This window comes from Bradyrhizobium sp. USDA 4502, from assembly GCF_054063355.1.
In genome coordinates this window covers 3,573,474-3,596,047 of the sequence record NZ_JBSSGF010000001.1, presented here as the reverse complement: position 1 = coordinate 3,596,047, position 22,574 = coordinate 3,573,474, and the positions used below count along the sequence as shown (strand labels likewise).

Here is a 22,574-nt window from a genome sequence, read left to right as displayed (position 1 = left end):
AGCCAGTTAGGCGGCCCTTATCGATTTGACGTTGTTTTTTGGTGGTCGCGTCGCGAAGTCAGCAAACGCCTGCATCACGACACGACGCTTCTTGAGCGCCTCACCGCGCTTATAGGCTTTTTCAGCATCATCGCCGGTGATGTGATGTAGGCAATGCTCGACGATCTCCTCCTCGAAGTCGGTTTCCTCCTGTGCCCAGGTCCGGAACGTGGTCCGGAAGCCGTGGACCGTCAGTGTTTCGTCTCCGGTGATCTCCTTCAGATGTTTGAGCATGGTCATATTTGAGATCGGCTGCTTTAGGCTGCGACCTGGAAATACGAACTCGTCACTAACGCGGCTCTGATAGGCCTCGCGCAGATAGGCTAAGGTCTGTCGGGGCATCGGCGTCCGTTTGGGCCGTTCGTTTTTGGTATCAAGCGTGTTCAGATCCCAAAGCCCGCCTTCGAGATCGAGTTGCGGCCAGCGCATGTTCTGCACTTCATTGGTTCGAGCCAGCGTGAGGATTGCGACCTCGAGGGCCCGCGCGCTTTGATCGGGATCAGCGTTGAGCTTCTGCATGAATGCCGGCAGATCATGGTAGTCCATGGCCTTATGACTGCCGCGGATCGTGCCCCGCTTTCGCTGCTTCGGCATAATCGGCTTCAGTCGGCTGTCCCAGTCCGCCGGGTTGTGTTTCGGCCGTGGATTCAGCGCTATCGCCGCGTCCAGAATCTTTTTGATCCGCTGGCGTGCATCGCGAGAGATCTCGCGCTGATGCCAGACCTTCCGCAGGACTCCGCTAACATGTTCGGTTTCAATCTGGTCGAGTTGCAACTTGTGCAGCGGTTGGCAGGTAACCTGTACGATGCGCCGAAGCTTGTTGCGCGCAGCTTTGTGTTTCAGGCCGGTCTCATAAGTCTGCCGCCATTCCTCGGCGAATTCACCAAACAGACGCGATCCTTGCTCGCGGCGTCTGTCCTCGTCGCGCTGATCTCGCGGATCGGTCCCTTTGGCAAGAAGCCGCAGGGCGTCGATCGCCTTGTCCTTGGCCTCTGAGGGCTTGAGGCCTGCAGCTTTGGCCGAGCCGAAACCCATCTTTCTGACGATGCCATTGCGCTGGTAACGGAACGCCCAGCGCCGGCCGCCGCTGGGGGTGACGATCAGATAGAGGTTGTTGCCGCACGGGTACTCGCCGGGACCGACGGAAAGGTAGTTCTTTGCGGTGATCTCCGGTTTTTCAGTTGGAATCTGCATGGGAGATTCGAACTCCTGTCCCTCGCAAAATAATGCGGCTCTCGGCGATGGGAGATTCTAACTCAGATCGAGGGACAGCAAAAGGGGCGTTCCGGCGCGGGATCGCCGGCGACGACGAGCGACGGACGACGACGCTCGGCGACGCGAAAATGAGATGTAAAACAGGCGCTTAGTTGGTTGGTGGAGGCCGCGGGCGACGATGAGCGAAGGGCGGCAAAAGCGGGCTTGGCGCGCTCGGAGAGATTCGAACTCCCGACCCTCGGAATCGAAATCCGATGCTCTATCCAGCTGAGCTACGAGCGCGTCGCGGGTCGATTATCAGACTTGGGCGGGGAGGGCCAGCAGGCACGGAGCGCGGCACCCGGCGGTGCCGGCACGTCCCGCCGTCTCCCCTACAGCCGTCAGAAGCAGGGATGCCGGCGGTGGTCCTGGCCGATATAGGCGGCCGCACTCTGGTAGCACTTGTTGCGCGGGGAGCCGTCGTAATAGGCGAAGCTGCCGGCAGTCGGGCCCGGGCCGTAATTGTGCAGATAGCTGATGTGGTAGGGCAGGCCCCAATGGGCGTGGTGGTGATGCCTGTGGTGGCGCGGATGGGCCGTGAGATCGGCCGCGACCGCCGGGGTCAGGGCCATCACGGCAACAGCGAGGGCGGCGAAAAGCTTGGTCTTGGTCATGGGCGGCCTCCGGGCATTTACGGGAATCGGCATTGTGGGCCGCCCCGGGGGCCCATCTAACCCGGAATCGGGGCCAAAAGCTGCGGGAAATCAGTCACAGCGCGCCAAATTTTGCCTTTTTGCGGATGCTTAACGGATTGCCAACACAGTCCGGCCAGAGTCTTGCGGTCAGGTCCGCCCGGGCCCGGCCTTTCCCGCGGTTTCGAACGATCCATGCGCATCACGCCCCTTGTCGCCTTGCTGCTCTCGGTTCTGGCCGCGACGCCTGCGCGGGCGGTGCTGCACATCACGCGCGACCATGGCGGCTATGTCGAGGAGTACAAGGCCAAGTACAAGCAGATCCGCGAGCGCCGCGAGCGCGTCGTGATCGACGGCATCTGCAACTCGGCCTGCACGCTGGTGTTCGGCATCGTGCCGCTGAACAAGATCTGCGTCACGCCGCGGGCCAGCATCGGCTTCCACCAGGCCTATTACGACAAGGCCTTCACCTTCGGCATCAAGGTCACCAGCCTCGAGGGCACCTCCGATCTGATGTCCTACTACCCCGATACGGTGAAGGACTGGATCCGCCGCAATGGCGGGCTCACCACCGAGATGAAGAAGATCAAGAACGGGGTCGATCTCTGGAAGATCGTCGATCCCTGTCCGGAAGAGTGGTAGGCGCGGACGCGCTCGCGCTTCGAACCTCCTTGCTCAGGTCTTTGTTTCAAGTCTTGGGAGATTCAGGTGTGGGGTTTCAGGTCTTGGGCCTGACGTCGCCATCCGACACCAGCAGCACGGACGCCTTCGACTTGCCGAGCACGGCCGCGGCGACGCTGCCGAAATTCAGGCTGTCGCCCTGGATGCGGTCGACACCGATCACGACGAGGTCGGCCCGGCTTGACGCGATCTCCTGCAGGATCGCGACCTCTGGTGCGGTGTTGGCACGTAGCCGCGTCGTCACGTTGATGTCGTAGCGCGCCGCGGTCGCCGCGATGTCCTTCAGGATGGCTTCCTCATGCGCCAGCGACATGCTGGGGCTGGTGCGGCGGGCGCCCTTGTCGCGCGTGGTCGAGACGTAGACCACCTGCAGCGGCTCGCTCGAGAGGCGCGCCAGCGCGATCGCGACCTCGGCTCCGCGCCGCGAGACGTTGCTGCCCGAGACCGGCACCAGGATCTTCCGCGCATTCGCCGTCGGCTCCTTCTCGTGCACGCCCTTGGCGGCCGCGATCGCCAGCGGACCGTCGAAGCCGGAGGTCAGGTCGTCGAGCCGCCGGTCGAAGCCGCCATCGGGGCCGGCGACCGCGTCCATGCCGACCACCAGCAGGTCGAAACCTTTTTTGGCTTCCTCGGCGATCGCCTCCGCCGCCGTCTCCTCGCGGGCGCGGCTGATGACGTCGACATTGCCGCCGCCGTCGGCATCGGCTTCGGCGCTCGCCTTGGCCGCGTTGATGACCGCCGCCTCGGGGCTCTCCTCATCCGCACGGTTCTTCTCCTGCAGCTTGGCGTTGGCGCCGACATGCAGCACCGTGATCGGCAGACCGCGCCCGCCGGCGAGCTGGCCGGCGAGATGCGCGGCGAATGTCGCGTTGCTGCTCTCGTCGACCGCGACCAGCAGCCGCTCGAGATTGGCGACGAAGCCGCGCTGCTCGTATTCCTCGCGCTCCAGCCGATCCTTCTCGTCCTGGCCGAGCGGCAGCCGCGCCAGCGCGCTGCGCAGCATCGGCGGCATCGCCATCGTGGTCAGGATCGCCATGGTCACGATCATCGAGAACATGGTCTGGCTCAGTACCCCCATCGAAAGGCCGATGGTGGCGATGATCACCTCGGTCGAGCCGCGCGCATTCATGCCGCTCGCCAGCGCATAGGACTCCTGCCGGGTCAGCCCGCCGAGCGCACCGCCGGCAAAGGCGCCGCCGAATTTGCCGATGCTCGCAATCAGCACCAGCGCCGCGGTCAGCCCCAGCACCGACGGATCCTTCAACACCGTGAGGTCGGCGCTGAGGCCGGCGAGCCCGAAGAATACCGGCATGAACAGGCTCGAGATCAGCCCGCGCAGCCGTTCGTCGATCTGCCGGGTCAGGATCGGGGATTCCCCGACCAGCACGCCGGCGATGAAAGCGCCGAGCACGGTGTGCACGCCGATCAGATGCGTGATCATCGCCATCCCGCACATCAGCAGCAGGATCACGGTGATCACCGCCGCCGAAGAGACCAGATTGTCGTTGGCCCAGCGGATCAGCCGGAACACCAGCCGCCGGCCGATCGTGAAGCTGACCGCGAGGAAGGCGAGCGTGCCGAACAGCGCCTGCGCGACCGAGAGGATGTCGAGGCTGCCGCGCGAGGCGAGGCTGAAGATGACAGCGATGATGATCCAGCCGAGGGTGTCGTCGATGATCGCGCTGGCGACGATGATCTGGCCGACATTGCGGCGCATGAAGTTCATTTCGCGCACCACGACGGCGACGATCTTCACCGAGGAGATCGACAGCGCCGTGCCGAGAAACAGCGAGGCGATCAGCCGTGCTTCGGGATGCGGCAGCAGGCCGTCGGGGAGGAATTCGGCGAGCACGAAGCCGCACACGAATGGCACCGCGATGCCCGCGACCGAGATCGTGGTCGCGGCGCGGCCGACCTTCCGCACCAGCTTGAGGTCGGTGTCCATGCCCGTTAGCAGCAACAGGAGCAGGATGCCGAACTGCGCAATGCCGTCGATCAGCGCCTTCTGCTCGCCGGATGGCGGAAAGATCACGCCGTGCGCCGATGGCCACAGCCAGCCGAACAGCGATGGTCCGAGCAACAGGCCGCCCAGCAGTTCGCCGACCACGGAGGGCTGGCCGATCCGCTGCATCAATTCGCCGAGACCGCGCCCGACCGCGATCAGGAGCGCGATCTGGACGAGCAGGATGAACTCGGATGGCTTGCTCGCCTTGTCGCCCGCAGCGTCGGCTGCCGTGATGCTCACGAGCAGGATGACGGTCGCCCAAATCGCCGGTTGAAGCCGCCCCCAGCGGATCACCATGGCATCTCCGATTTCCAATTCCAGCGCGGCTCGGCCGGCTTGCCGCATGCGGTCAACGCCCGGGTTCCGAAAGCGATCCACTGGGTCAGATTTTGGAACGGACGCACCGGCGGTTCGTTTCGCTCATGATGCGTTCATCCTGGTGATGCGAATGTCTCCATGAGCGAGCCTGACCGCCGGAGCGGCTATGGCTCAGCTCGCGCGAACGGGAGGCTGCAATGGCAACCAGATCCAATCTTTCGAAGGCTGAACTCGCGCGTAGCGTTGCCGGCGCCACATCGGCATTGGTGCTTAGCGCGCTCGTCCTATTCGTCGCCGCGCATCACCTGAGCGGCGGGTAGGAAGGCGGCGCGTGCTGCGCCGATTCATCAAAGCAGGAAGGTCCCGATCAGGAGGCCGGCCGCAAATGCCCAAAGCCCGAGGGTGCAGGCCGATATGACCCGGACGAGATTGCGCAGATCCACGTCCTGCCAGCTGCTATGGGACCGATACGTCAATTGCAGGCACCCCCTGCGGCGGCCGCCTTTGCTTCGCTTTTGCTTCTTTGCTTCTTTGCTTCGCTTTTGCTTCCTGGGCCGACAGCCTGTTCCCGATAGGTGCCGAAATGAAGGCAACCGGTGGTGGCGCCCGATCACGCATTTGCGAGCCGTCGCCTAACGCGCGATGAGATCGTGTGCCGTCGTCATCGCGCTCTAGCTCATTGTTTGAGCATGATTTTTTCGGAAAACCGCCGCGCATTTCCCGGATCATGCTCCGGCTTGCGGTATTGTCTTCCTGTCTGTGGGGCCACGTCCGTGCCGGTCAGGCGGCCCGGCGCCTGCGTGCCGCCTTTTTCGCCGAACGCGACCGCTCCGCCGCGGGGCGGCTCGCGGCTGCCTTGCCGCCGAGCTTGCCGCCCTTGCGCGACGGGGAATGATCCTCGCGCGTGCCGCGGCCGGAGCCGCTCTTCTTGCCGCCGTGGGTCTCCTTGTTGACGGTCGCCCATGCGCGCCGCTCGGCCTCGCGATCCGGAACACCACGCGTCTCGTAGCCTTCCTCGATGTGCTCGGCCTGCCGCTTCTGCTTGTCGGTATAGCTCGACTTGTCGCCTCTGGGCATCGCGCTCTCCTGTCTATTTTGATCGAGACGTCTGCCGGACTTCGGCCGTGTCGTCGCTCGTCTCGACAACCTCGAATCTGGATCGGCTGAAGCGGCCCAATCCGCTGAGCTCGTAATAGCCGTCACGTTCGATATCCCTTGTCACCTCGTAGACGCGCCCGAGCGAGAGCGTATCCCGCTGCAACGTGTTGTCGACGCAGCGAACGTGAAAAATCTTGCCGGTTTCGGCCATGCGCTCATCCTGAATTGTTGGTCTGGTTCGGCGTTACTTATCGCGCAACGTCACGATCGCAACCGGCAACCCTGCCGCGGGCCGATCACGAAATTTCGTTCGGTAACTTCCATTCGGGCGCCGGTTCGAACACTTCGCTATCGGCGGGAATTCGCTTCATGTGATAGCCGGTCGGCAGCACCTGGCCCGGCGCTTCATCCGCGACCGGAACGTCGAAGACCAGCCCGCAGATCAGTGCATGTTCCCACGCTTGCTTCTCCGTCGGAAAAGCCTTGTCGATCTGTCTGTCGCGATCGAACAGCGCGTAGGGCATCTGGCATCCTCGCTGCATTGGCTTGGCGCAGGCGGCTCGCTTGTCGTTCGCCCGATATGTCGAAAACGTCCGTTGCCGACCGGTGTTCCTAAATTCGCCCGCCGGCCGCGAACGCCGAGCCGCTCCCTTGCATGATATCGCTGAGATATTTCGCCGGTGGCTTGCCGAGCGCCTTCTTGAACATGGTGATGAAGGCTGTGACGGATCCATAACCGAGTTCGGACGAGACCTGCTGAACGCTCGCGCCGGCGGAGAGTTCGCGCAACGCGACGATCAAATGCAGTTGCTGACGCCAGCGTCCGAATGTCAGGCCGGTTTCCCTCAGGATGAGCCGCGCGAGACTGCTCTCGCTCAGCGCCACGCGTTCGGCCCATTCGGCCATCGTGCGGCGATCGGCCGGATCGTCGGCGAGCGCTGCCGCGATCCGTCGCAAGCGTGGCTCGGGCGAGATCGGCAGATGCAGCTGCTGCAGCGGCATGTGCGGCAATTCGCTCAGCAGCAATTGCGCAACGAGGGTTTCAGTGCCGTGGTCCTGCTGCATACGGTCGGAAAGCGCGATGATCAGCTCTCGCAGCAAGGGTGAGATCGACAATGTGGAGCAGCGGTCGGGCAGGTCGGCCGCACCGGGCTCGATGAAGACGAAGAAGATTCGTGCATTGGCGGTTGCGATATTGGTGTGGCGCGTGCCGCCGGGAAGCCAGACGCCGCAATGCGGCGGCACCATCCACAACCCGTTCGGAACGCGGCACATCACGCCGCCGCCGAGCGCGAAGACGAGCTGTCCCTTCCGGTGCGCATGCTCGGCCGCCTCGACCTTGTTTTCGGTGACGTCGAGGCGCACGGCGATGGCCGCCGCCGCGACGTCATCCGGATCAAGGTCCGGCCAGGGATAGCGAAGTTGAAAGCCCATAAGGGAGCCGGAAACCCGTCGAGTGACCGAATTTAGCGATCGATAGAAGAGATATGTAAATTCTTCCGACAGCCAAGTCGATAGCCTGGCGATGCAGATGGGCAGGAGCATGCGATGACGATGATAGCGCCGATGCGCACGCTGGGCGGGCAGGGGCTGTTGTTGACGGGGATCCTGCTGATCGCCTCGACGCTCCGCGCGCCCATTACCGGCGTCGCGCCGATGCTCGGCATGATCGGTGAGACCAGCGGGGTCAGCGCGGCCGAGGCCGGAATCCTGACGACGCTGCCCTTGCTGGCGTTCGCCGCGATCTCACCTGTTGCAGCTGTGCTCGGGCGCAAATGGGGCATCGAGCGGTCGCTGTTCGGTGCGCTGCTTGTCATCGCGGCCGGGATCGCGCTGCGCTCGTCCGGTCCGGTCTGGGCGCTGTTCGCGGGCACCGCCACCATTGGTGCCGGAATCGCCGTTGGAAATGTGCTGCTGCCGAGCCTGCTCAAGCGGGACTTTCCGACCCGTATCGCCAGCCTGACCGGCGCTTACGCGATCACGTCCGCATTGGCCCAGGCGCTCGCGTCGGTCGTGGCCATCCCGCTCGCGCAATTGCTGGGATCGAACTGGCATCTCTCGCTTGCCAGCACGCTGATCTTTCCGTTGGTGGCGCTGATGGCCTGGGCACCCCAGCTGGGGGCGCACTCGGCCCCGACAGTCGAGCCGGCCTCCTCGCCGCATCGCGGGCGCATCTGGCACTCGCTGCTCGCCTGGCAGGTGACCGGCTTCCTCGGCCTGACCTCGCTGGTGTTCTACATCATCGTCGGATGGCTGCCCGCCATCCTCGTTCAGGCAGGCTACGCGGCGGCGACGGCGGGTACGCTGCACGGTGTGCTGCAATTGGCGACCGCGGTCCCCGGCCTGATCCTCGGGCCGATGGTCCGGCGCATGAAGGACCAGCGCGGGATTGCGATCACCGTGTCGCTTGCGACCTGCCTCTCGCTGCTGGGATTGTGGCAGTGTCCGTCGCTCGCAATGCTGTGGGTCGCGCTGTTCGGCTTCGGGGCGGGTGCAGCCTTCATCCTCGGCTTGACATTCGTCAGCCTGCGAACCTCGCACAGCCAGCAGGCGGCCGTGCTGTCGGGCATGGCGCAGTGCCTCGGCTACTCGCTCGCCGCCGCGGGCCCGCCGCTCGCCGGACTTGCCCATGATGCGACCGGAGGCTGGGAGGTTGCGCTCGCGTGCTGCGCCGTCGCGACGGTGTTGATGGCAGTCCTGGGCCGATCAGCCGGCCGCGCGGCGACAATCTGATTGTCCTTCGATGCGGAAATATCGCGAGCCAGATCCGGCTCGCAACAAGGCGTGGCGGCGGGCGGTCGGTTGTCTGCGCCGCAGGCGCGCGCTACAGAAGGCGGGAAGCCTCGCAAGCAAGAGCCAAGGGAAAAGTATCGTTGAGGACATCTGCCAGCACGCGCATCGCGATCGGATCGACGCTCTTTGCCTTGGCGTCGAGCGCATTCCTTTTTCTGGTTCCTCCGAGTCCGATCGACAGGAACCTGTTGCGTGGCGCCTTCCGTCTTTACAAGGGATATGCGTATCTCATCCCCGTCAAATACGTGGACGGCACGCTCGAGACTGCCCGATTGTACGAAGACGACCGGCTTCTCGGCCCCGCGAACACCACCCAGCAAGAGATCATCGACAAGGGTGCCGGCCGCTTCGCATTTTACCGGGACACCTGGAATTACTTCGGCCCGGCCTTGATGTTCTCGACAAGCGACAACACCGACCCGAACACCAACGGCAGGAAGTATCACCTGAGATGACGAGCTGACCTGCGCTGTGTCCGGCTGTCGTCACGTCGTGCGTATCACGCCCAGTTCCTTCGACCGTTGGAGCAGAGCCGGCCGGTAAGGCGGGGAGGGATCGTCGTCGTCAGGGATGGCGCAATGGCCGAACTCCTGCTGGATGCGCTGGATCTCCATGACCCGATCGTTCAACCGCTGCAGATGCTCAAGCGATGTTGCCTTCCAGTAGCGGAAGGTGTCGAGCGAAATCGGCACGAAGGCGGTGCCGAACAGGGTTGGATCGGGCACGATGGTCCGCCCGAGCAGCAGGTAGCGATCCTGACCGACGATGACGAGGGTGGCATACGGCCGCCCTTCACTTACCCTGAGGCCCTTCAACGAAAGTTAGCACAGCTTGCTGAAATAGGGTTCCTCGCGCCAGCGGTCGGGATCATCGAGGTCGACCTGCACATTCAGCGCGTCGAGCCCGAAATGCGGCACCATGCCCGTGGTCTCGGGAAACCAATCATCATCGAGGTGGCCTTGCAGCCAGGCACAGCTGAATGAGCGGCACTGCCGGGGACGCTCGTGGTAGATCTCGCATCCGCCGCCCGCCAGGATGTGGCTGCAGACCGTATTCACCGGCTTGCCGAGATCGGTCACCTCAAGCACCTTGCAGCAGAGGGTGCATGATCCACATTGCCTGACCGTCGGAGCCACGGGAAAGCCGAGGGCCCACGAGCCCTGCCGTTCGCGGAGGAGCAGCTTCTGCTTCTCCAGCGTGCTCAGTGCACGCTCGACCTTGAGACGCGACAATCTGGTCACGCCGATAATATCTTTCGTCGTCGTCGCGCCGCTCTCGACCGCCCGAACGACGACCAACGCCACTTGATCCATTGTTTTTCTTCTTGTCCGGCTCGTGGCCGGTTCTTCTTGTGCAGTGTTTTTGGCCGCCGGTATTCGGCGACGGTATATTCCAGTGCAATCCGGAACGTGCCGCGACCGACGGCTGCGAGATTCTACCGAAGCGTATCGGCGAGGGCGGCATGTCGCATCCGACAAACGCGCATGGCATCCCTGAGGACAAATCGTCGTGATTGGCAGCGCGTGCGGCCGGCGCTTCGCATCGCATGAGAGGGCTGACGAGCCGGCGAGCTCGCGAGCCGCTGTTACCGCGGCAAGTCGACCCGACGGGCAACCCCTCGCGCACACCACTGACCGCGCAACACACTCAGTGTCGTCCCTGCCTAGTGCGCAATTGCGCACGGGAGCAGGGACCCGTAACCACGAATGCTGATTATTGCGCGATGCTGATACGACGGGTCCCGTTCACAACAACCGCCGCGGAGTATGGGTCCCTGCTTGCGCCGGGACGAAAGTGTGCTTGCGGAAACGGGCGCGGCACCCCGCCAAAATTCGCGATTGCTGGCTGCCTCATCTTCGGGCAATGACAGCCTGCAATGAACAAGAGCTTCGAGGAAACTGCCGCTCGTCTGGCGCCGGCGATCTTTGTGGTGCTGTGGAGCACCGGATTCATCGGCACCAAATACGTCATCAACAATGCGGAGCCGCTGACCTATCTGGCAATCCGGATGGCGTTCGTGGTGGTGGTGATGGCGGTCATCGCCGCGATCGCGCGGCCGAACTGGCCGGACCGGACTGGTATTTTCCACAGCGCGGTCGCCGGCATCCTGGTGCACGGCTTCTATCTCGGCGGCACCGCGATTGCGATCGCGCATTCGGTTCCGGCGGGGCTCTCGGCCTTGATCCCGGGCCTGCAGCCGATCCTGACCTCGACCATTGCCAACCGCTGGCTGGGCGAGCGCGTCACGCCGCTGCAATGGGGCGGACTGGTGCTCGGCCTCGCCGGCGTCGTCTTGATCCTGCACAACCGGCCGATGACGAGCGAGGCGGGGTGGGGCTGGCTCGCCTCCGGCGTCTCGCTGATCAGCATCACCTTGGGCACGCTCTACCAACGGCGCTATTGCAACCGGATCGACTGGCGCGCCGGCAATCTGGTGCAGTACATCGCGGTGACGATCTTCTTCGGTATCGGCGCCTTCGTGTTCGAGACCAATGTGGTGCATTGGACCGGCGAGTTCGTGCTGGCGCTGGCCTGGCTCGTGTTCGCGCTGTCGATCGGTTCGATCGGGCTGTTGTACTGGCTGATCCGTCACCATGCCGCGACCTCGGTCGCGAGCCTGTTCTATCTGGTGCCGGCGGTGACCGCGCTGATGGCCTACGTCCTGTTCGACGAGCGGCTGGATCATGTCGCCATTGCCGGCATGGCCGCCTGCGCCGCGGCGGTGCTGCTGGTCAATCGCCGCGCTTAGTCTTTGCGACGGATCTTCGCGTAAGCTGCAAGCGCGCGTTCGCGCCCCTGCTTGTGATCAACGATCGGCGGCGGGTACGTCTTGCCGAGTTCGATGCCGGCGCTCGCCAGCTCGATCGGTGTCGCTGTCCAGGGCTGATGGATCAGCTCGTTGGAGAGCTGCGCGAGCTCCGGCACCCAGCGCCTGACATAGCCGCCGTCGGGATCGAATTTCTCGCCCTGCAGGACCGGATTGAAGACGCGGAAATAGGGCGCGGCGTCAGCGCCGCAGCCCGCGACCCATTGCCAGTTGGCGGGGTTGGAGCCGGCATCGGCATCGACCAGCGTATCCCAGAACCATTGTTCGCCTGTGCGCCAGTCGATCAAGAGGTGCTTGACCAGGAACGAGGCCGCCACCATTCGCACCCGGTTGTGCATCACGCCGCTGTGCCAGAGCTCGCGCATGCCGGCATCGACGATCGGATAGCCGGTGAGTCCGCGTTGCCACGCCTCCAGGGCGAGAGCGTTGCGCCTCCACCGAAAGGCATCGAACAGCTCCTGCAAGTTCCGATCCGCCATATCGGGGACGTCGAACAGCAGATGGCGGCAGAATTCGCGCCAGCCGAGCTCGCTGAGGAACTTGTCGATGTCGCCGGCAAGGCGCGAGTCTTCCGCGGCGGCGAAGCGGGCCGCGTGAAAGACCTGCCGCGGGCTGATCTCGCCGAAGCGCAGATGCGGCGACAGGCGCGAGGTGCCGTCGCGGTCGGGCCGATCGCGGTCGTCGGCGTAACCGCTGATCCCCTCATCGAGGAATCGCTTCAGCCGCGCCTGCGCCGCGGCTTCACCCGGTGTCCAGGTCTCGCGCAGGCCGCCGGCCCAATCCGGCCGTGTCGGTTCGAGACCCCAGTCATCGAGGGCGTCGCTCGCGATGCCGCCGATGGATGTGAGTCTCTTCGGCGCCGGCAACGGCCTTGGCGGATCGCCGAGGCCTTGGACGCGCCGCCAGAACGGCGTGAACACGCGCAAGGCCCGGTTGTCCTTGTTGCGGATCGCCTTCGGTTCGACGAGCAGATCGCCGCGGAAAATTTGCGAGTCGATGCTGTCACTTGCGAGCGCGGCTTCGACTTCTCTGGCAACGGCCTGATGCGGTGCCTGCGCGATGTCGTTCCAGAATACGGCGCGTGCGCCGATTTCGCGCGCCACCGTGGCGATCACCGACGCGGCCGGTCCGGTGCGCAGCACCAGCGATCCGCCTGCCATGGTGAGGCTCTTGCCGAGTGCGCGCAACGACTGCGCCAGCCACCAGCGCGTCGCACCCCCGAGCCGACGTACGGCCGGCGGCATCAATGCACAGCTCTCTTCGTCACGCACATAGAGGCCGACGACCGGCGCGCCGCTTGCCGCCGCCTCATGCAACGCCGGGTGATCCGACAGCCGCAGATCGTCGCGAAACCAGACGATGATCGGCTGTGCGCGGGTCACCCGGACGCAGTGAGCCTGCCGTTACTTCGGCTGCGGCACGATGCGGATGTAAGGCTTCGGCGCCTTCCAGCCCTGCGGGTAGATCGTCTTGGCCTCGTCGTCGCTGACCGAGCCCGCGATGATCACGTCCTCGCCCTGCTTCCAGTCGGCAGGGGTGGCGACGCGATGCTTGGCGGTCATCTGCAGCGAGTCGATCGAGCGCAGGATCTCCTGGAAATTCCGGCCGGTGGTCATCGGATAGACCATCACCAGCTTGATCTTCTTGTCCGGTCCGATCACGAACACGTTGCGGACGGTCTGGTTGTCGGCAGGGGTGCGGGTGAGGGGATCGCCCGAGGTCGAGGCCGGCAGCATGTCGTAGAGCTTCGACACGTTGAAATCGGTGTCGCCGATCATCGGATAGTTCGGCGCCGCGCCCTGGGTTTCCTTGATGTCGTCGGACCATTTGGCGTGGCGGTCCACCGGGTCGACCGACAAGCCCATCAGCTTGACGCCGCGCTTGTCGAACTCAGGCTTCAGGCGGGCGAGCGCACCGAGCTCGGTGGTGCAGACCGGGGTGAAGTCCTTGGGATGGGAGAACAAAAGCGCCCAGCTGTTGCCGATCCAGTCATGGAACTTGATCTTTCCTTCGGTGGTCTCGGCTTCGAAGTCGGGGGCGACGGCGCCAATCTGAAGTGCCATGATTTTACCTCATCTCTTTGAAGTTGCGATTGAATTTGTATTTGAGGCTGTCTGTTCCAGTATAGGACGGGATAAGGCTTAAGTGAACGGGTTCTGAAAAAAGGTGAAACATTTCTCCTTGAGGGTGGAATTCCAAGCAACTTGTTTTGATCCGGATCCCTACGGCGAAATATCAGCTGCGGCACAAAGGCTTGGAAATGCCCAGATAATGCCGCTTATCGCAGTCATCACGCCGGCCCTGGCTGCTATAGGACTGAACCGTGACGACGTTTAAAGCGACCAAATAGCAACCATCTAAAAATCTCGGAACGCAAGTTCCGAATCATTAACCACTCGTTTACGCCCGCATGGAAAAGCTGGCCTGAGATAGGAATTGAAAGCTCCCACAATGTCTACCCCAAGTACCAAGACCGCTGAGCCTCTCAGCGGTGCGTTGCATCCGTCCTGCCGCAAGACTGCCGCCCATGCGCTCACCATCGTGCGCGACGGCGTGATCACCGGCGAAGGCCCGACCACCAAGGGCCGCATCCATTTCTCCCGGTCGCTCGATGCCGATGACGCTGCCTGGTGCGCGCGCATCCTGACGGCGGCCGCGGTTGAGCATCAGCCGGTCAGCCGGGCCGAGATCGAGGCGCTGTTCGCGATCAACGAGGCCGCCGCCGAGCGCAGCGATGGCGGCCGGTTCGACGATCTGCTCGCCAAGGCGATCGCCCATCATGCCGCCTCCGAGTCCGGCCTGCCGGTGCCGCCGCGCACGGTGGCGCTGTCGCCCGACACCGAGATCGATCGCTGGGCGCCGAGGCAGGGCGCCAAGATGGACACCAAGGTTCTGGAGTGGATCGCGGGCCAGATGCGCGGTCAGCGCCGCACCGGCCGCGCGCTGGCGGCGATGGTGGCGACGCTGGTCGGCGCGACTGCGCTGCCGCTCGCGGCGCAGCTCCCCAACGTGTTCGACATCGGAATGATGTAAACCATCATCCCGCGTGACTGGAATTCGAGCAGAGCGGCGGGGATTACTTCCCCGCCGTTTTCTGTTTGCCACCGGTTTCCTCGAGCCCGAGCGTCCGCCCCGGAAACCCGGCGACGTCGAAATAGCGGGTCGAAAGCACGCGTTGGAATTTCAGCACGGTGCGCAGGCCGTTGGCCGACGGCTTCTTCGACATGATGGTGCCCTCGGCCATCTTCGGCACGATGCCGTTCGGCAGCGCCTCCGACATCACCCGGCCGATCAAGCCGCCATTGTTCGGCGCGCGCAGGCCGAGCAGCTGGGCCGCGGTCATGCCGACATCGGCGTTGCTGACCGGCAGCGGATCGACATAGCCCGCCTTGAAGTCGGGGCCGATCGCCGCGGTGAAGTTGAAGGTGTCGCCGCGGCTGAAGCTGCCATGCATGCCCTGGCCCTGGCGCAGCACGGTGTCGGCGACCTGCACCGAGCAGTTGGTCGGGATCTCGCAACCGCTCGACCAGGAGCGGAAATTGACCACGATCGACGGGTTCGGCGTCACCGCCTTGCCCTTCAGATTGAGGTTCGAATTCGGCAGCGTGCCGGGGAAGGTGCCGAGCTTGTCGTCGACAAACAGGCCGCTGACATAGTCCTGCTCGAGCAGCGCCTTGATGACGCGGTCGGCGAGCTTCTTGTCGCGGTTCGGCAGATAGATCAGATCCGAGCCGCCATTGGTCGCGATCACGACGTCAGGCTTGGCCGGATCCTGGCCGAGCACGCCGTTGCCGGCCTTCGGGTGGGCATTGTCGGCGACCTTCGCGTTCTTGTCGTTGGGGTCGAACAGCGGCAGGTCCAGCGCCTTGGCGAGGTCGATCGCCAGAAAGCCCATCGGCAGGAAATCCTTCGGCGTGTCGCCATAGACGATCTTGGCCGAGGGGCTGGTCTTGCTCTCCTTCGAGATCGTCGAGAAGCCGTGGTCGGAGGAGACCATGATGTTGGTGTCGGCGGAAAGCCCGAGCTCGTCGAGCGCCTTGCGCAGCTGCGCGAGGTTGTTGTCGGCATTCTTGATGCCGGCCATCGAGGTCGGGCCGTTGATGCCGGGGGTGATGGTGTTGAGGCTGTCGCCGGTGTTGTGCTGGCTGCCGTCCGGATCGCGCGACCAGAACACCAGCACGAACGGCTTGTTGCGCGCCTTGAACATCGGCAGCACGACCTTGGTCGCGACGTCGGCCATGTAGGCCTGCTGCGCCACGTTGGCGACCGTGGTGCCGGGTGTCTTGGCGTCGCCCGCCTTGGCGTTGTCGCCGCGGCTCGGGGTGGCGAGCGGCAGGCCCGCTTTGGTCAGCGCCTCCTTCATCTCGTCGGAGAGCGGCACGCCGGTCTTGCCGCCGGTGGAATCGTCGATCACAATCGTGTTCTTGCCGCGATCGGTGTGGTCGAACAGCAGGGTCGGGCCGACCTTGCCGATGGCGGCGGTGCTGAAACCCTGGCCGCGGGCCATCTTCAGCAGCGTCTCCTCGTTGAGGTAGTCGCCGTTGAAGTGATCGTCGACATCGGCGAGCACCGCGTCGTTCTCGATGAAGGGGACCACGGTGTCGCCGGCGGGCACCGAGGTGTAGCCGGTATAGATCGTGTTGGAGAAGGTGCCGGTGTCGCCGAGATAATGGCCGGTCGACAGCGCCGAGCTGTTAGCCATCGTGAAGGTCGGGAACAGCGAGTGCGAATTCTTGAAATTGACGCCCTTGTCGCGGATCTCGGCCATGGCCGGTGCCGTCTCCGGCGTCACGATGCCGCCGCGCAGACCGTCGGGGACGAACAGGATGAGGTTGCGGGGGTTAGCGTTCTGCGCCGAGGCGGCGCCCGCCGAAAGCGCGATCATGCTCGCGGACAGTAAGGTAATGGCACGACGCATATTGTTATTCCCCCTGATGAAGCCCCGCGGCAGCCCGCCGCAGTCTTCGTTTAGTTTTGCCATATGACAGAAATGTTACAGCGCTTGTTCGGCGCTGTAACGGCCGGATTTCTCCCGCGGACGGTCGGTCAACACACCGTCATTCGGCAGGCTGAATCGCGGTTCTCCCATTGCGCGCAGCACTGCCGGCATGCCCGTACCGGGCATAGAGCGCCGGCAGCACGGCAAGCGTCAGCAGGGTCGCGCTGATCAGCCCGCCGATCACGACCGTAGCGAGCGGCTTCTGCACCTCGGCGCCGGTGCCGGTGGCGAACGCCATCGGCACGAAGCCGAGCGAGGCCACCAATGCGGTCATCACCACGGGGCGGAAGCGGGTGAGGGCGCCTTGCTCGATGGCTTCCCGCATCGGCACGCCGCGCTCGCGCAATTGCCTGATAAAGCTCAGCATCACGAGCCCGTTCAGCACCGCAACGCCCGACAGTGCGATGAAGCCGACCGCCGCCGAGATCGAGAACGGCATGCCGCGCAGCCAAAGTGCGGCGATGCCGCCGGTGAGCGCTAGCGGCACCGCGCTGAACACCAGCAGCGCATCGCGGGCCGAGCCCATCGCCGCCAGCAGCAACAGGAAGATCATCGCAAAACACGCCGGCACCACCACGGCCAGGCGCTGTCGCGCCGCGGCAAGATTCTCGGATTGGCCGCCCCAGGTCATCCAATAGCCCGGCGGCAGCTGCACCGATTGCGCGACTTTTGCCTGGGCTTCCTCGACCACCGAGCCGAGATCGCGGCCGCGAACATTGGCTGTCACCACGATGCGGCGCTTGCCGTTCTCGCGGCTGATCTGGTTCGGCCCTTCGGTGAAGGAGAACTGGGCGACGCGGTTGAGCGGCAGGCTCTGCACCGGCGAACTCGGCGTTGCCTTCGGCAACGCGACCGGCAAATTGCTCAGCGCCTCGAGATCGGAGCGCACGCTCTCCGGCAATCGCACCACGATGTCGAAGCTGCGGTCGCCTTCGTACACAACGCCGGCATCCTGGCCGCCGACCGCGGCACCGATCACGTCCTGCACGGCAGAGACGCTGAGGCCGCGCCGGGCGATCGCCCCCTTGTCGACCTTGATCTCGAGCACGGGCAGGCCGCCGGCCTGTTCGACCTTGACGTCGGTCGCGCCGCGCACGCTGCGCAGCGCTGATGCAATCTGGTTGGCGGCTTTCTGCATCGGCCCGAACTCGTCACCGAACACCTTGACCGCGATGTCGCCGCGAACGCCGGCGAGCAGCTCGTTGAAGCGCATCTGGATCGGCTGGGTGAATTCATAGACGTTGCCGGGCAGCCGGCCAACCGCCTTCGAGATGTCCTCGATCAGTTGCTCCTTGGTCAGCGATGGATCCGGCCACTGTTCGCGCGGCTTCAGGATGATGAAGGTGTCGGACGCGTTCGGCGGCATCGGATCGCTCGCCACCTCCGCGGTGCCGGTCTTGGAGAAGACGAACGACACCTGCGGAAAGCGGCTGACGGCCTTCTCGACCGACAGCTGCATCGCCTGCGACTGCGACAGTGCTGTGCTCGGAATCCTGAGCGCGTGCATGGCGATGTTCTTCTCGTCGAGCGAGGGGATGAACTCCTGGCCGAGGCGGAAGAACCCGAACAGGGCGGTCGCGAACAGCACGACCGCCACCGCGATGACCGGGATCGGCGTTGCAACCGCGCGCCGGAGCAGCGGGCTGTAGCAGCGCTTCAGGGCGGCAACGAGCCGGTTTTCCTGCTCCTGCACGCGGCCGGTGATGCCGATCGCGATCAGCGCCGGAACCAGTGTCAGCGACAGCACGAAGGCGGCCGCGAGCGCAAGGATCACGGTCAGCGCCATCGGCTCGAACATCTTGCCTTCGACGCCGGTGAAGGTCAGCAGTGGCACATAGACCAGGAGGATGATGGCCTGGCCGTAGAGGCTCGGCTGCACCATTTCCACCGCGGAGGCCTGCACCGTCGCCAGCCGTTCATCGCGCGTCAGCACGCGGCCGAGCGCATGCTGCTTCTCGGCGAGGTGACGCAGGCTGTTTTCGGTGATGATCACGGCGCCGTCGACGATCAGGCCGAAATCCAGCGCGCCGAGGCTCATCAGATTGGCGCTGATCCGGCCTTGCCACATGCCGATCGCGGTCATCAGCATCGCGACCGGGATCACCAGCGCCGTGATCAATGCCGCGCGGAAATTGCCGAGCAGCACGAACAGCACGGCGATCACGAGCAATGCGCCTTCGCTGAGGTTGCGCGCCACCGTGCCGATCGTTGCATCAACCAGCTGGGTCCGATCCAGCACCGTCTTGACCTCGATGCCGGCCGGCAAGGACGGCATGATTGTCAGCAGTTTGGCGTCGACCGCGGCCGACACGGTGCGGCTGTTGGCGCCGATCAGCATCAGCGCGGTGCCGACCACGACCTCGCGGCCGTTCTCGCTGGCGCTGCCGGTGCGCGTCTCGCCGCCGATCGAAAGCGTGGCGAGGTCGCGGATCCGGACCGGGACGCCGCCGCGGGTGGTGACGACGACGGCGCCGAGCTCGTCGATGTTCTCGAGCCGGCCGCCGGAGCGCACGACGAAGCCTTCGCCGTTGCGCTCGATATAGCGCGCACCGCGGCTGACATTGTTGGTCTCGATCGCCTTGGCGACGTCGGCAAAGGTGAGGCCGAGCGCGATCAGCTTCGCCGCATCGGGATGGACCTGATACTGCTTGAGGTATCCGCCGATCGTATCGACGCCGGCGACACCAGGCACCATCTTGATCTGCGGCTTGATGATCCAGTCCTGCACGGTACGCAGATAGGCGTCCTTCTCGACCTCGCTTTGCAGCATCTGGCCGTCCGCCGTCAGGAAGCGGCCGTCGCTTTGCAGGCCCGGCGCGCCGTCGGCCTGCACTTTCTGCCCGGAATAATGGACGGTCCACATGTAGATTTCGCCGAGGCCGGTCGAGGTCGGGCCGATCCGCGGCTCGATGCCTTGCGGCAGCCGCGCGCGGACCTCGGTCAGGCGCTCGCCAACCTGCTGGCGGGCAAAATAGATGTCGGTGGCCTCGCTGAACACCGCCGTGATCTGCGAGAAGCCGTTGCGGGAGAGCGAGCGCGTGCTCTCGAGCCCCGGCGCGCCGGCCAGGGCCGTCTCGATCGGGAAGGTGATCTGCTTCTCGATTTCGGCCGGCGACAGCGCCGGGGCCACGGTGTTGATCTGGACTTGCTTGTTGGTGATGTCGGGCACCGCGTCGATCGGCAGCCTGGTCAGCGCAAGGCCGCCGAGGAACATCGCGATCGCCGCCAATGTGACGACCACCCAGCGCCGTTGGATCGCAAGACCGATGATGCGCTCAATCATGGTCGTGCTCCGCCTCGTCCTTCTCGAACTCCGCCTTCAGCGTGAAGGTGTTCTGTACCGCGATGGTCTCGCCGGCTGTGAGGCCGGCAACGATCTCGATATCGTCGTCGTCCTCGCGGCCGGTCCGCACCGATCTCGCCTCGAAGCCGTCGGCATCGCGCACGAACACGGTCGGCGTTCCCTTGATGGTTTGAAGCGCCTTCTTCGAGACGATCACGGTCGACGGCGCGCCTGACAGCGGGACCTCGGCGGTGACAAAGGTACCCGGCTTCCAGCGGTGGTCCTTGTTGGGCATGGTCGCGATCACGCGCGCGTTGCGGGTCTCGCGGTCGAGCAGGGGGCTGACAAAGATCACACCGGCATTGGCTTCATCTTCGGTGCCGATGGCCCGGATTCTTACCGAAACGCCTTCGCGGACCGCGCCGATGTCTTCGGGTGAGACCGCGAGGTCGACCCAGATGTCATCGAGATTGACGATGACATAGAGCTCGCTCTCCTGGCCCTCGCGCCCGATCAATCCGCCGAGATCGACGCGCCGCTCGGACACCCGGCCGCTGATCGGCGCGCGCAAGAACTGCGTCCGCAGGCTCTCCGGGGGCTGGTTCGGCAGGTCGGCGATCTCGGCCTCCGAGAGACCAAGCGCAAACAGCTTCTGCCGAGCGCCGTCGAGCTTGATCTGGGCATCGTTCGCGGTCAGCCGCGTGCGCAGGAACTCGTTTTCCGACACGATGCGGGTCTCGACCAGCGTCTTCTGCCGCGCGTAGAGGGTCTGCTGCAGATCGTTGGTGAGCCGTGCGGCGAGGTATTCGCTCTTGGCGTCGGCCACCTCGCGGCTTTCGATCGCGGCGACGATCTCGCCCTTCTCGACGACATCGCCGAGGCGCTTGCGCAGTTCCGTGACCGTCGCGAGCACGCGCACCGATACCCGGCCGATGTGATCCGCATCGGGGATCAGCGATCCCGGCGCGAGGAAATGCCGCTTCAGCATGCCGCCGCTGGCTTGCGCGAACGTGATGCCGGCTTCGCGAACCTGGTCTTCGCTCAGCTCGATATGTCCGGGGGCCTCGTGCCGGGCCTCGGCCTTTGTGTCTGTCGTCGCAGTCTCCTGCATCGCGGCCGGGAACCTGACCGGCCAACCGATCCATCCGGCCGCCACAACGACCAGTGCAATGCCGGCGGCCACGCCGGCGAAAAATAGAACAACCCGTTTCATATGCGCCTCTCCGCAGCGCAGGCCGATGGCCCTGCGCTGTCGCGACATCGATCTGTGCGGAAGGGTGCGCGCTGCCGAATGGCAGCAGCGCACGGCCGGTCATGTCGACCGGATCAGGCGCGGGGTGGCTTGAAGGGCGAGCGGCGATCGGCCGAAGCCGGCAGCCCGATGTTGGTGTCGCCGTAGCTGTGCGGTGCATAGGCGATCGGGAACGCGGCCTCCTGCGGAGCCACGGAGGCGACGTGCGTCAGGCAATGGTCGCTGTGAGGCGAGGCGGGATGCGCCGGAGCCTTGCCGCCGGCGTCGTTGATCGGCTGCGCGATCGAGAAACCGGGAGCCGCGTCGGCATCGCCGTCGGAGGTCCAGCCGTGGAAGAACGACAGCACCAGCGCAAGCGAAATCAGTCCCGCAAGCAGGCTGCGCCAGCGGCGCGATCCCGTCGCGTGAGGGGAAGACTGAATCATGGTGCGCGAAGCGTCCATGAGGCCTACTTAGCGCCGTGCTAGCGCGCATTCAAGTTCGCGTCCGCGACAGATTGGCCGTGGATACTATAACGTTACGCGCTGTCTGCGGTTCGGCGCAGCAGCCATCGGCGCGCCGCGACGACCGCCCAGATCGCTTCGACGAGGCCGAACGGCCAGGCGCCCTGCAGGAAACCGTAGGCCGAGCCGAGCGCGCAGGAGACAGCGAAGGCCAGGATGAACCAGGGGCTGCGATCTTCGGCCGCATAGCAGACGAGCATCATGGTCACGGCGAATAACCCGAACAGCGTCAGCGCATCCATTCCGCAGCAGAACTCCTGTTGTAACGCTGTTGATATCTGAGCATGCTTGGGATGGAATATCCATCCAGCGTCGCCGCCCTGAAAGGACTGCCCCATGAAGCGCATGCATGTTCACGTCGCGGTCAAGGATATCCCGCAATCGGTCGGCTTCTACTCGGCGCTGTTCGGGGCCGAGCCGACGGTCGTGAAATCCGACTATGCCAAATGGATGCTCGACGATCCCCGCGTCAACTTCGCGATCTCGAGCCGCGGCCGCGAACCGGGCCTCGACCATCTCGGCATTCAGGTCGAGAGCGCTGAAGAGCTCGGCGAGGTGTACGGACGGCTGCGCAAGGCCGGCGGCGAGGTCATCGAGCAGGGCCAGACGGTGTGCTGCTATGCCAAGTCCGAGAAGTCGTGGATCGACGATCCCGCGGGGATCGCCTGGGAGACGTTCCATACGACCTGTGAGAGCATCGTCTATGGCGACGGCACCGGCGAGCGGACCGCGCGAGTGGCGCACGAGAAGCAGGAAGACAAACAGAGCGCGTGTTGCGCCCCACAGCCCAAGGCCGCGCCGCCGGAGGCTTCGGCTTGCTGCAGCTCGTGAGTATGGAGCGGCCGAGGGGCCGGCTCTGCGCGAGTCCACGTTGGCCTTAACCGTCCGAT

20 protein-coding genes, 1 tRNA gene and 1 pseudogene are annotated in these 22,574 nt (G+C 64.6%); 6 read left to right on the top strand and 16 right to left on the bottom strand.

From position 1 onward, the window contains the following. Positions 1-6: 6 nt before the first annotated feature. The 3 genes from ACVW1B_RS16575 to ACVW1B_RS16565 form a co-directional block, all read right to left on the bottom strand. Positions 7-1,233, bottom strand: a complete 1,227-nt coding sequence (locus ACVW1B_RS16575) for a tyrosine-type recombinase/integrase (RefSeq protein ID WP_253608264.1) — start codon at positions 1,231-1,233, stop codon at positions 7-9. A gap of 226 nt (positions 1,234-1,459) precedes the next feature. Then, positions 1,460-1,536, bottom strand: a tRNA-Arg gene (locus ACVW1B_RS16570). 98 nt (positions 1,537-1,634) lie between these two features. Further along, positions 1,635-1,907, bottom strand: a complete 273-nt coding sequence (locus ACVW1B_RS16565) for a hypothetical protein (protein ID WP_253608265.1) — start codon at positions 1,905-1,907, stop codon at positions 1,635-1,637. Positions 1,908-2,120: 213 nt separating this feature from the next. Here ACVW1B_RS16565 and ACVW1B_RS16560 point away from each other — a divergent pair, with 213 nt between their 5' ends. Then, complete coding sequence (locus ACVW1B_RS16560) at positions 2,121-2,567, top strand: hypothetical protein (protein WP_018272072.1); 447 nt, start codon at positions 2,121-2,123, stop codon at positions 2,565-2,567. A gap of 76 nt (positions 2,568-2,643) precedes the next feature. On the opposite strand, the gene ACVW1B_RS16555 is transcribed toward ACVW1B_RS16560, so the two are convergent. The 5 genes from ACVW1B_RS16555 to ACVW1B_RS16535 form a co-directional block, all read right to left on the bottom strand. Continuing rightward, complete coding sequence (locus ACVW1B_RS16555; RefSeq protein WP_253608266.1) at positions 2,644-4,908, bottom strand: cation:proton antiporter domain-containing protein; 2,265 nt, start codon at positions 4,906-4,908, stop codon at positions 2,644-2,646. Positions 4,909-5,709: 801 nt separating this feature from the next. Continuing rightward, positions 5,710-6,006, bottom strand: a complete 297-nt coding sequence (locus ACVW1B_RS16550) for a plasmid stabilization protein (RefSeq protein WP_253608267.1) — start codon at positions 6,004-6,006, stop codon at positions 5,710-5,712. A gap of 13 nt (positions 6,007-6,019) precedes the next feature. Next, complete coding sequence (locus ACVW1B_RS16545) at positions 6,020-6,238, bottom strand: hypothetical protein (protein WP_028337636.1); 219 nt, start codon at positions 6,236-6,238, stop codon at positions 6,020-6,022. An 85-nt stretch (positions 6,239-6,323) separates the two neighbouring features. Further along, positions 6,324-6,551, bottom strand: coding sequence for a hypothetical protein (locus ACVW1B_RS16540; RefSeq protein ID WP_253608268.1), 228 nt, complete (start codon positions 6,549-6,551; stop codon positions 6,324-6,326). A gap of 88 nt (positions 6,552-6,639) precedes the next feature. Continuing rightward, on the bottom strand, positions 6,640-7,461 hold the full coding sequence (locus ACVW1B_RS16535) for an AraC family transcriptional regulator (RefSeq protein WP_253608269.1): 822 nt from the start codon (positions 7,459-7,461) through the stop codon (positions 6,640-6,642). A 114-nt stretch (positions 7,462-7,575) separates the two neighbouring features. Between ACVW1B_RS16535 and ACVW1B_RS16530 the strand changes: the two genes are divergently transcribed. Together ACVW1B_RS16530 and ACVW1B_RS16525 are read left to right on the top strand one after the other, a co-directional pair. After that, on the top strand, positions 7,576-8,760 hold the full coding sequence (locus ACVW1B_RS16530; protein ID WP_456821805.1) for an MFS transporter: 1,185 nt from the start codon (positions 7,576-7,578) through the stop codon (positions 8,758-8,760). After that, positions 8,691-9,275 carry a hypothetical protein gene (locus tag ACVW1B_RS16525; protein WP_253641426.1) on the top strand — a complete coding sequence of 195 codons (585 nt, stop codon included), beginning with the start codon at positions 8,691-8,693 and terminating at the stop codon, positions 9,273-9,275. Before ACVW1B_RS16530 ends, ACVW1B_RS16525 begins: the two co-directional genes overlap by 70 nt. Before the next feature lie 30 nt (positions 9,276-9,305). On the opposite strand, the pseudogene ACVW1B_RS16520 reads toward ACVW1B_RS16525, so the two are convergent. After that, a pseudogene (locus tag ACVW1B_RS16520) lies at positions 9,306-10,133 on the bottom strand (YkgJ family cysteine cluster protein). Positions 10,134-10,696: 563 nt separating this feature from the next. On the opposite strand from ACVW1B_RS16520, the gene ACVW1B_RS16515 reads away from it, so the two are divergent. Then, on the top strand, positions 10,697-11,569 hold the full coding sequence (locus ACVW1B_RS16515) for a DMT family transporter (RefSeq protein ID WP_253608273.1): 873 nt from the start codon (positions 10,697-10,699) through the stop codon (positions 11,567-11,569). On the opposite strand, the gene ACVW1B_RS16510 is transcribed toward ACVW1B_RS16515, so the two are convergent. Both ACVW1B_RS16510 and ACVW1B_RS16505 read right to left on the bottom strand, forming a co-directional pair. Beyond that, positions 11,566-13,029 carry a cryptochrome/photolyase family protein gene (locus ACVW1B_RS16510; protein ID WP_253608274.1) on the bottom strand — a complete coding sequence of 488 codons (1,464 nt, stop codon included), beginning with the start codon at positions 13,027-13,029 and terminating at the stop codon, positions 11,566-11,568. The genes ACVW1B_RS16515 and ACVW1B_RS16510 overlap by 4 nt on opposite strands. Positions 13,030-13,050: 21 nt before the next feature. Beyond that, positions 13,051-13,710 carry a peroxiredoxin gene (locus ACVW1B_RS16505; RefSeq protein WP_092088955.1) on the bottom strand — a complete coding sequence of 220 codons (660 nt, stop codon included), beginning with the start codon at positions 13,708-13,710 and terminating at the stop codon, positions 13,051-13,053. A 388-nt stretch (positions 13,711-14,098) separates the two neighbouring features. Between ACVW1B_RS16505 and ACVW1B_RS16500 the strand changes: the two genes are divergently transcribed. Then, positions 14,099-14,680 carry a hypothetical protein gene (locus ACVW1B_RS16500; RefSeq protein WP_026192875.1) on the top strand — a complete coding sequence of 194 codons (582 nt, stop codon included), beginning with the start codon at positions 14,099-14,101 and terminating at the stop codon, positions 14,678-14,680. A 43-nt stretch (positions 14,681-14,723) separates the two neighbouring features. On the opposite strand, the gene ACVW1B_RS16495 is transcribed toward ACVW1B_RS16500, so the two are convergent. The 5 genes from ACVW1B_RS16495 to ACVW1B_RS16475 all read right to left on the bottom strand — a co-directional run bounded on the left by ACVW1B_RS16495 (position 14,724) and on the right by ACVW1B_RS16475 (position 21,926). Beyond that, complete coding sequence (locus ACVW1B_RS16495) at positions 14,724-16,565, bottom strand: alkaline phosphatase family protein (protein WP_253608275.1); 1,842 nt, start codon at positions 16,563-16,565, stop codon at positions 14,724-14,726. Positions 16,566-16,704: 139 nt separating this feature from the next. Next, entirely contained in the window at positions 16,705-19,929 is a 3,225-nt protein-coding gene (locus ACVW1B_RS16490; RefSeq protein WP_456780401.1) for an efflux RND transporter permease subunit, read from the bottom strand. Then, positions 19,922-21,142 carry an efflux RND transporter periplasmic adaptor subunit gene (locus ACVW1B_RS16485; RefSeq protein ID WP_253608277.1) on the bottom strand — a complete coding sequence of 407 codons (1,221 nt, stop codon included), beginning with the start codon at positions 21,140-21,142 and terminating at the stop codon, positions 19,922-19,924. The genes ACVW1B_RS16490 and ACVW1B_RS16485 overlap by 8 nt, the downstream gene beginning before the upstream one ends. Positions 21,143-21,255: 113 nt before the next feature. Further along, on the bottom strand, positions 21,256-21,606 hold the full coding sequence (locus tag ACVW1B_RS16480; RefSeq protein ID WP_143029738.1) for a hypothetical protein: 351 nt from the start codon (positions 21,604-21,606) through the stop codon (positions 21,256-21,258). Positions 21,607-21,698: 92 nt separating this feature from the next. Continuing rightward, on the bottom strand, positions 21,699-21,926 hold the full coding sequence (locus ACVW1B_RS16475) for a hypothetical protein (RefSeq protein ID WP_018272058.1): 228 nt from the start codon (positions 21,924-21,926) through the stop codon (positions 21,699-21,701). A 94-nt stretch (positions 21,927-22,020) separates the two neighbouring features. Between ACVW1B_RS16475 and ACVW1B_RS16470 the strand changes: the two genes are divergently transcribed. Further along, positions 22,021-22,515: an ArsI/CadI family heavy metal resistance metalloenzyme gene (locus ACVW1B_RS16470; RefSeq protein ID WP_253608278.1), complete on the top strand. Its 495-nt coding sequence runs from the start codon at positions 22,021-22,023 to the stop codon at positions 22,513-22,515. Positions 22,516-22,574: the final 59 nt, after the last annotated feature.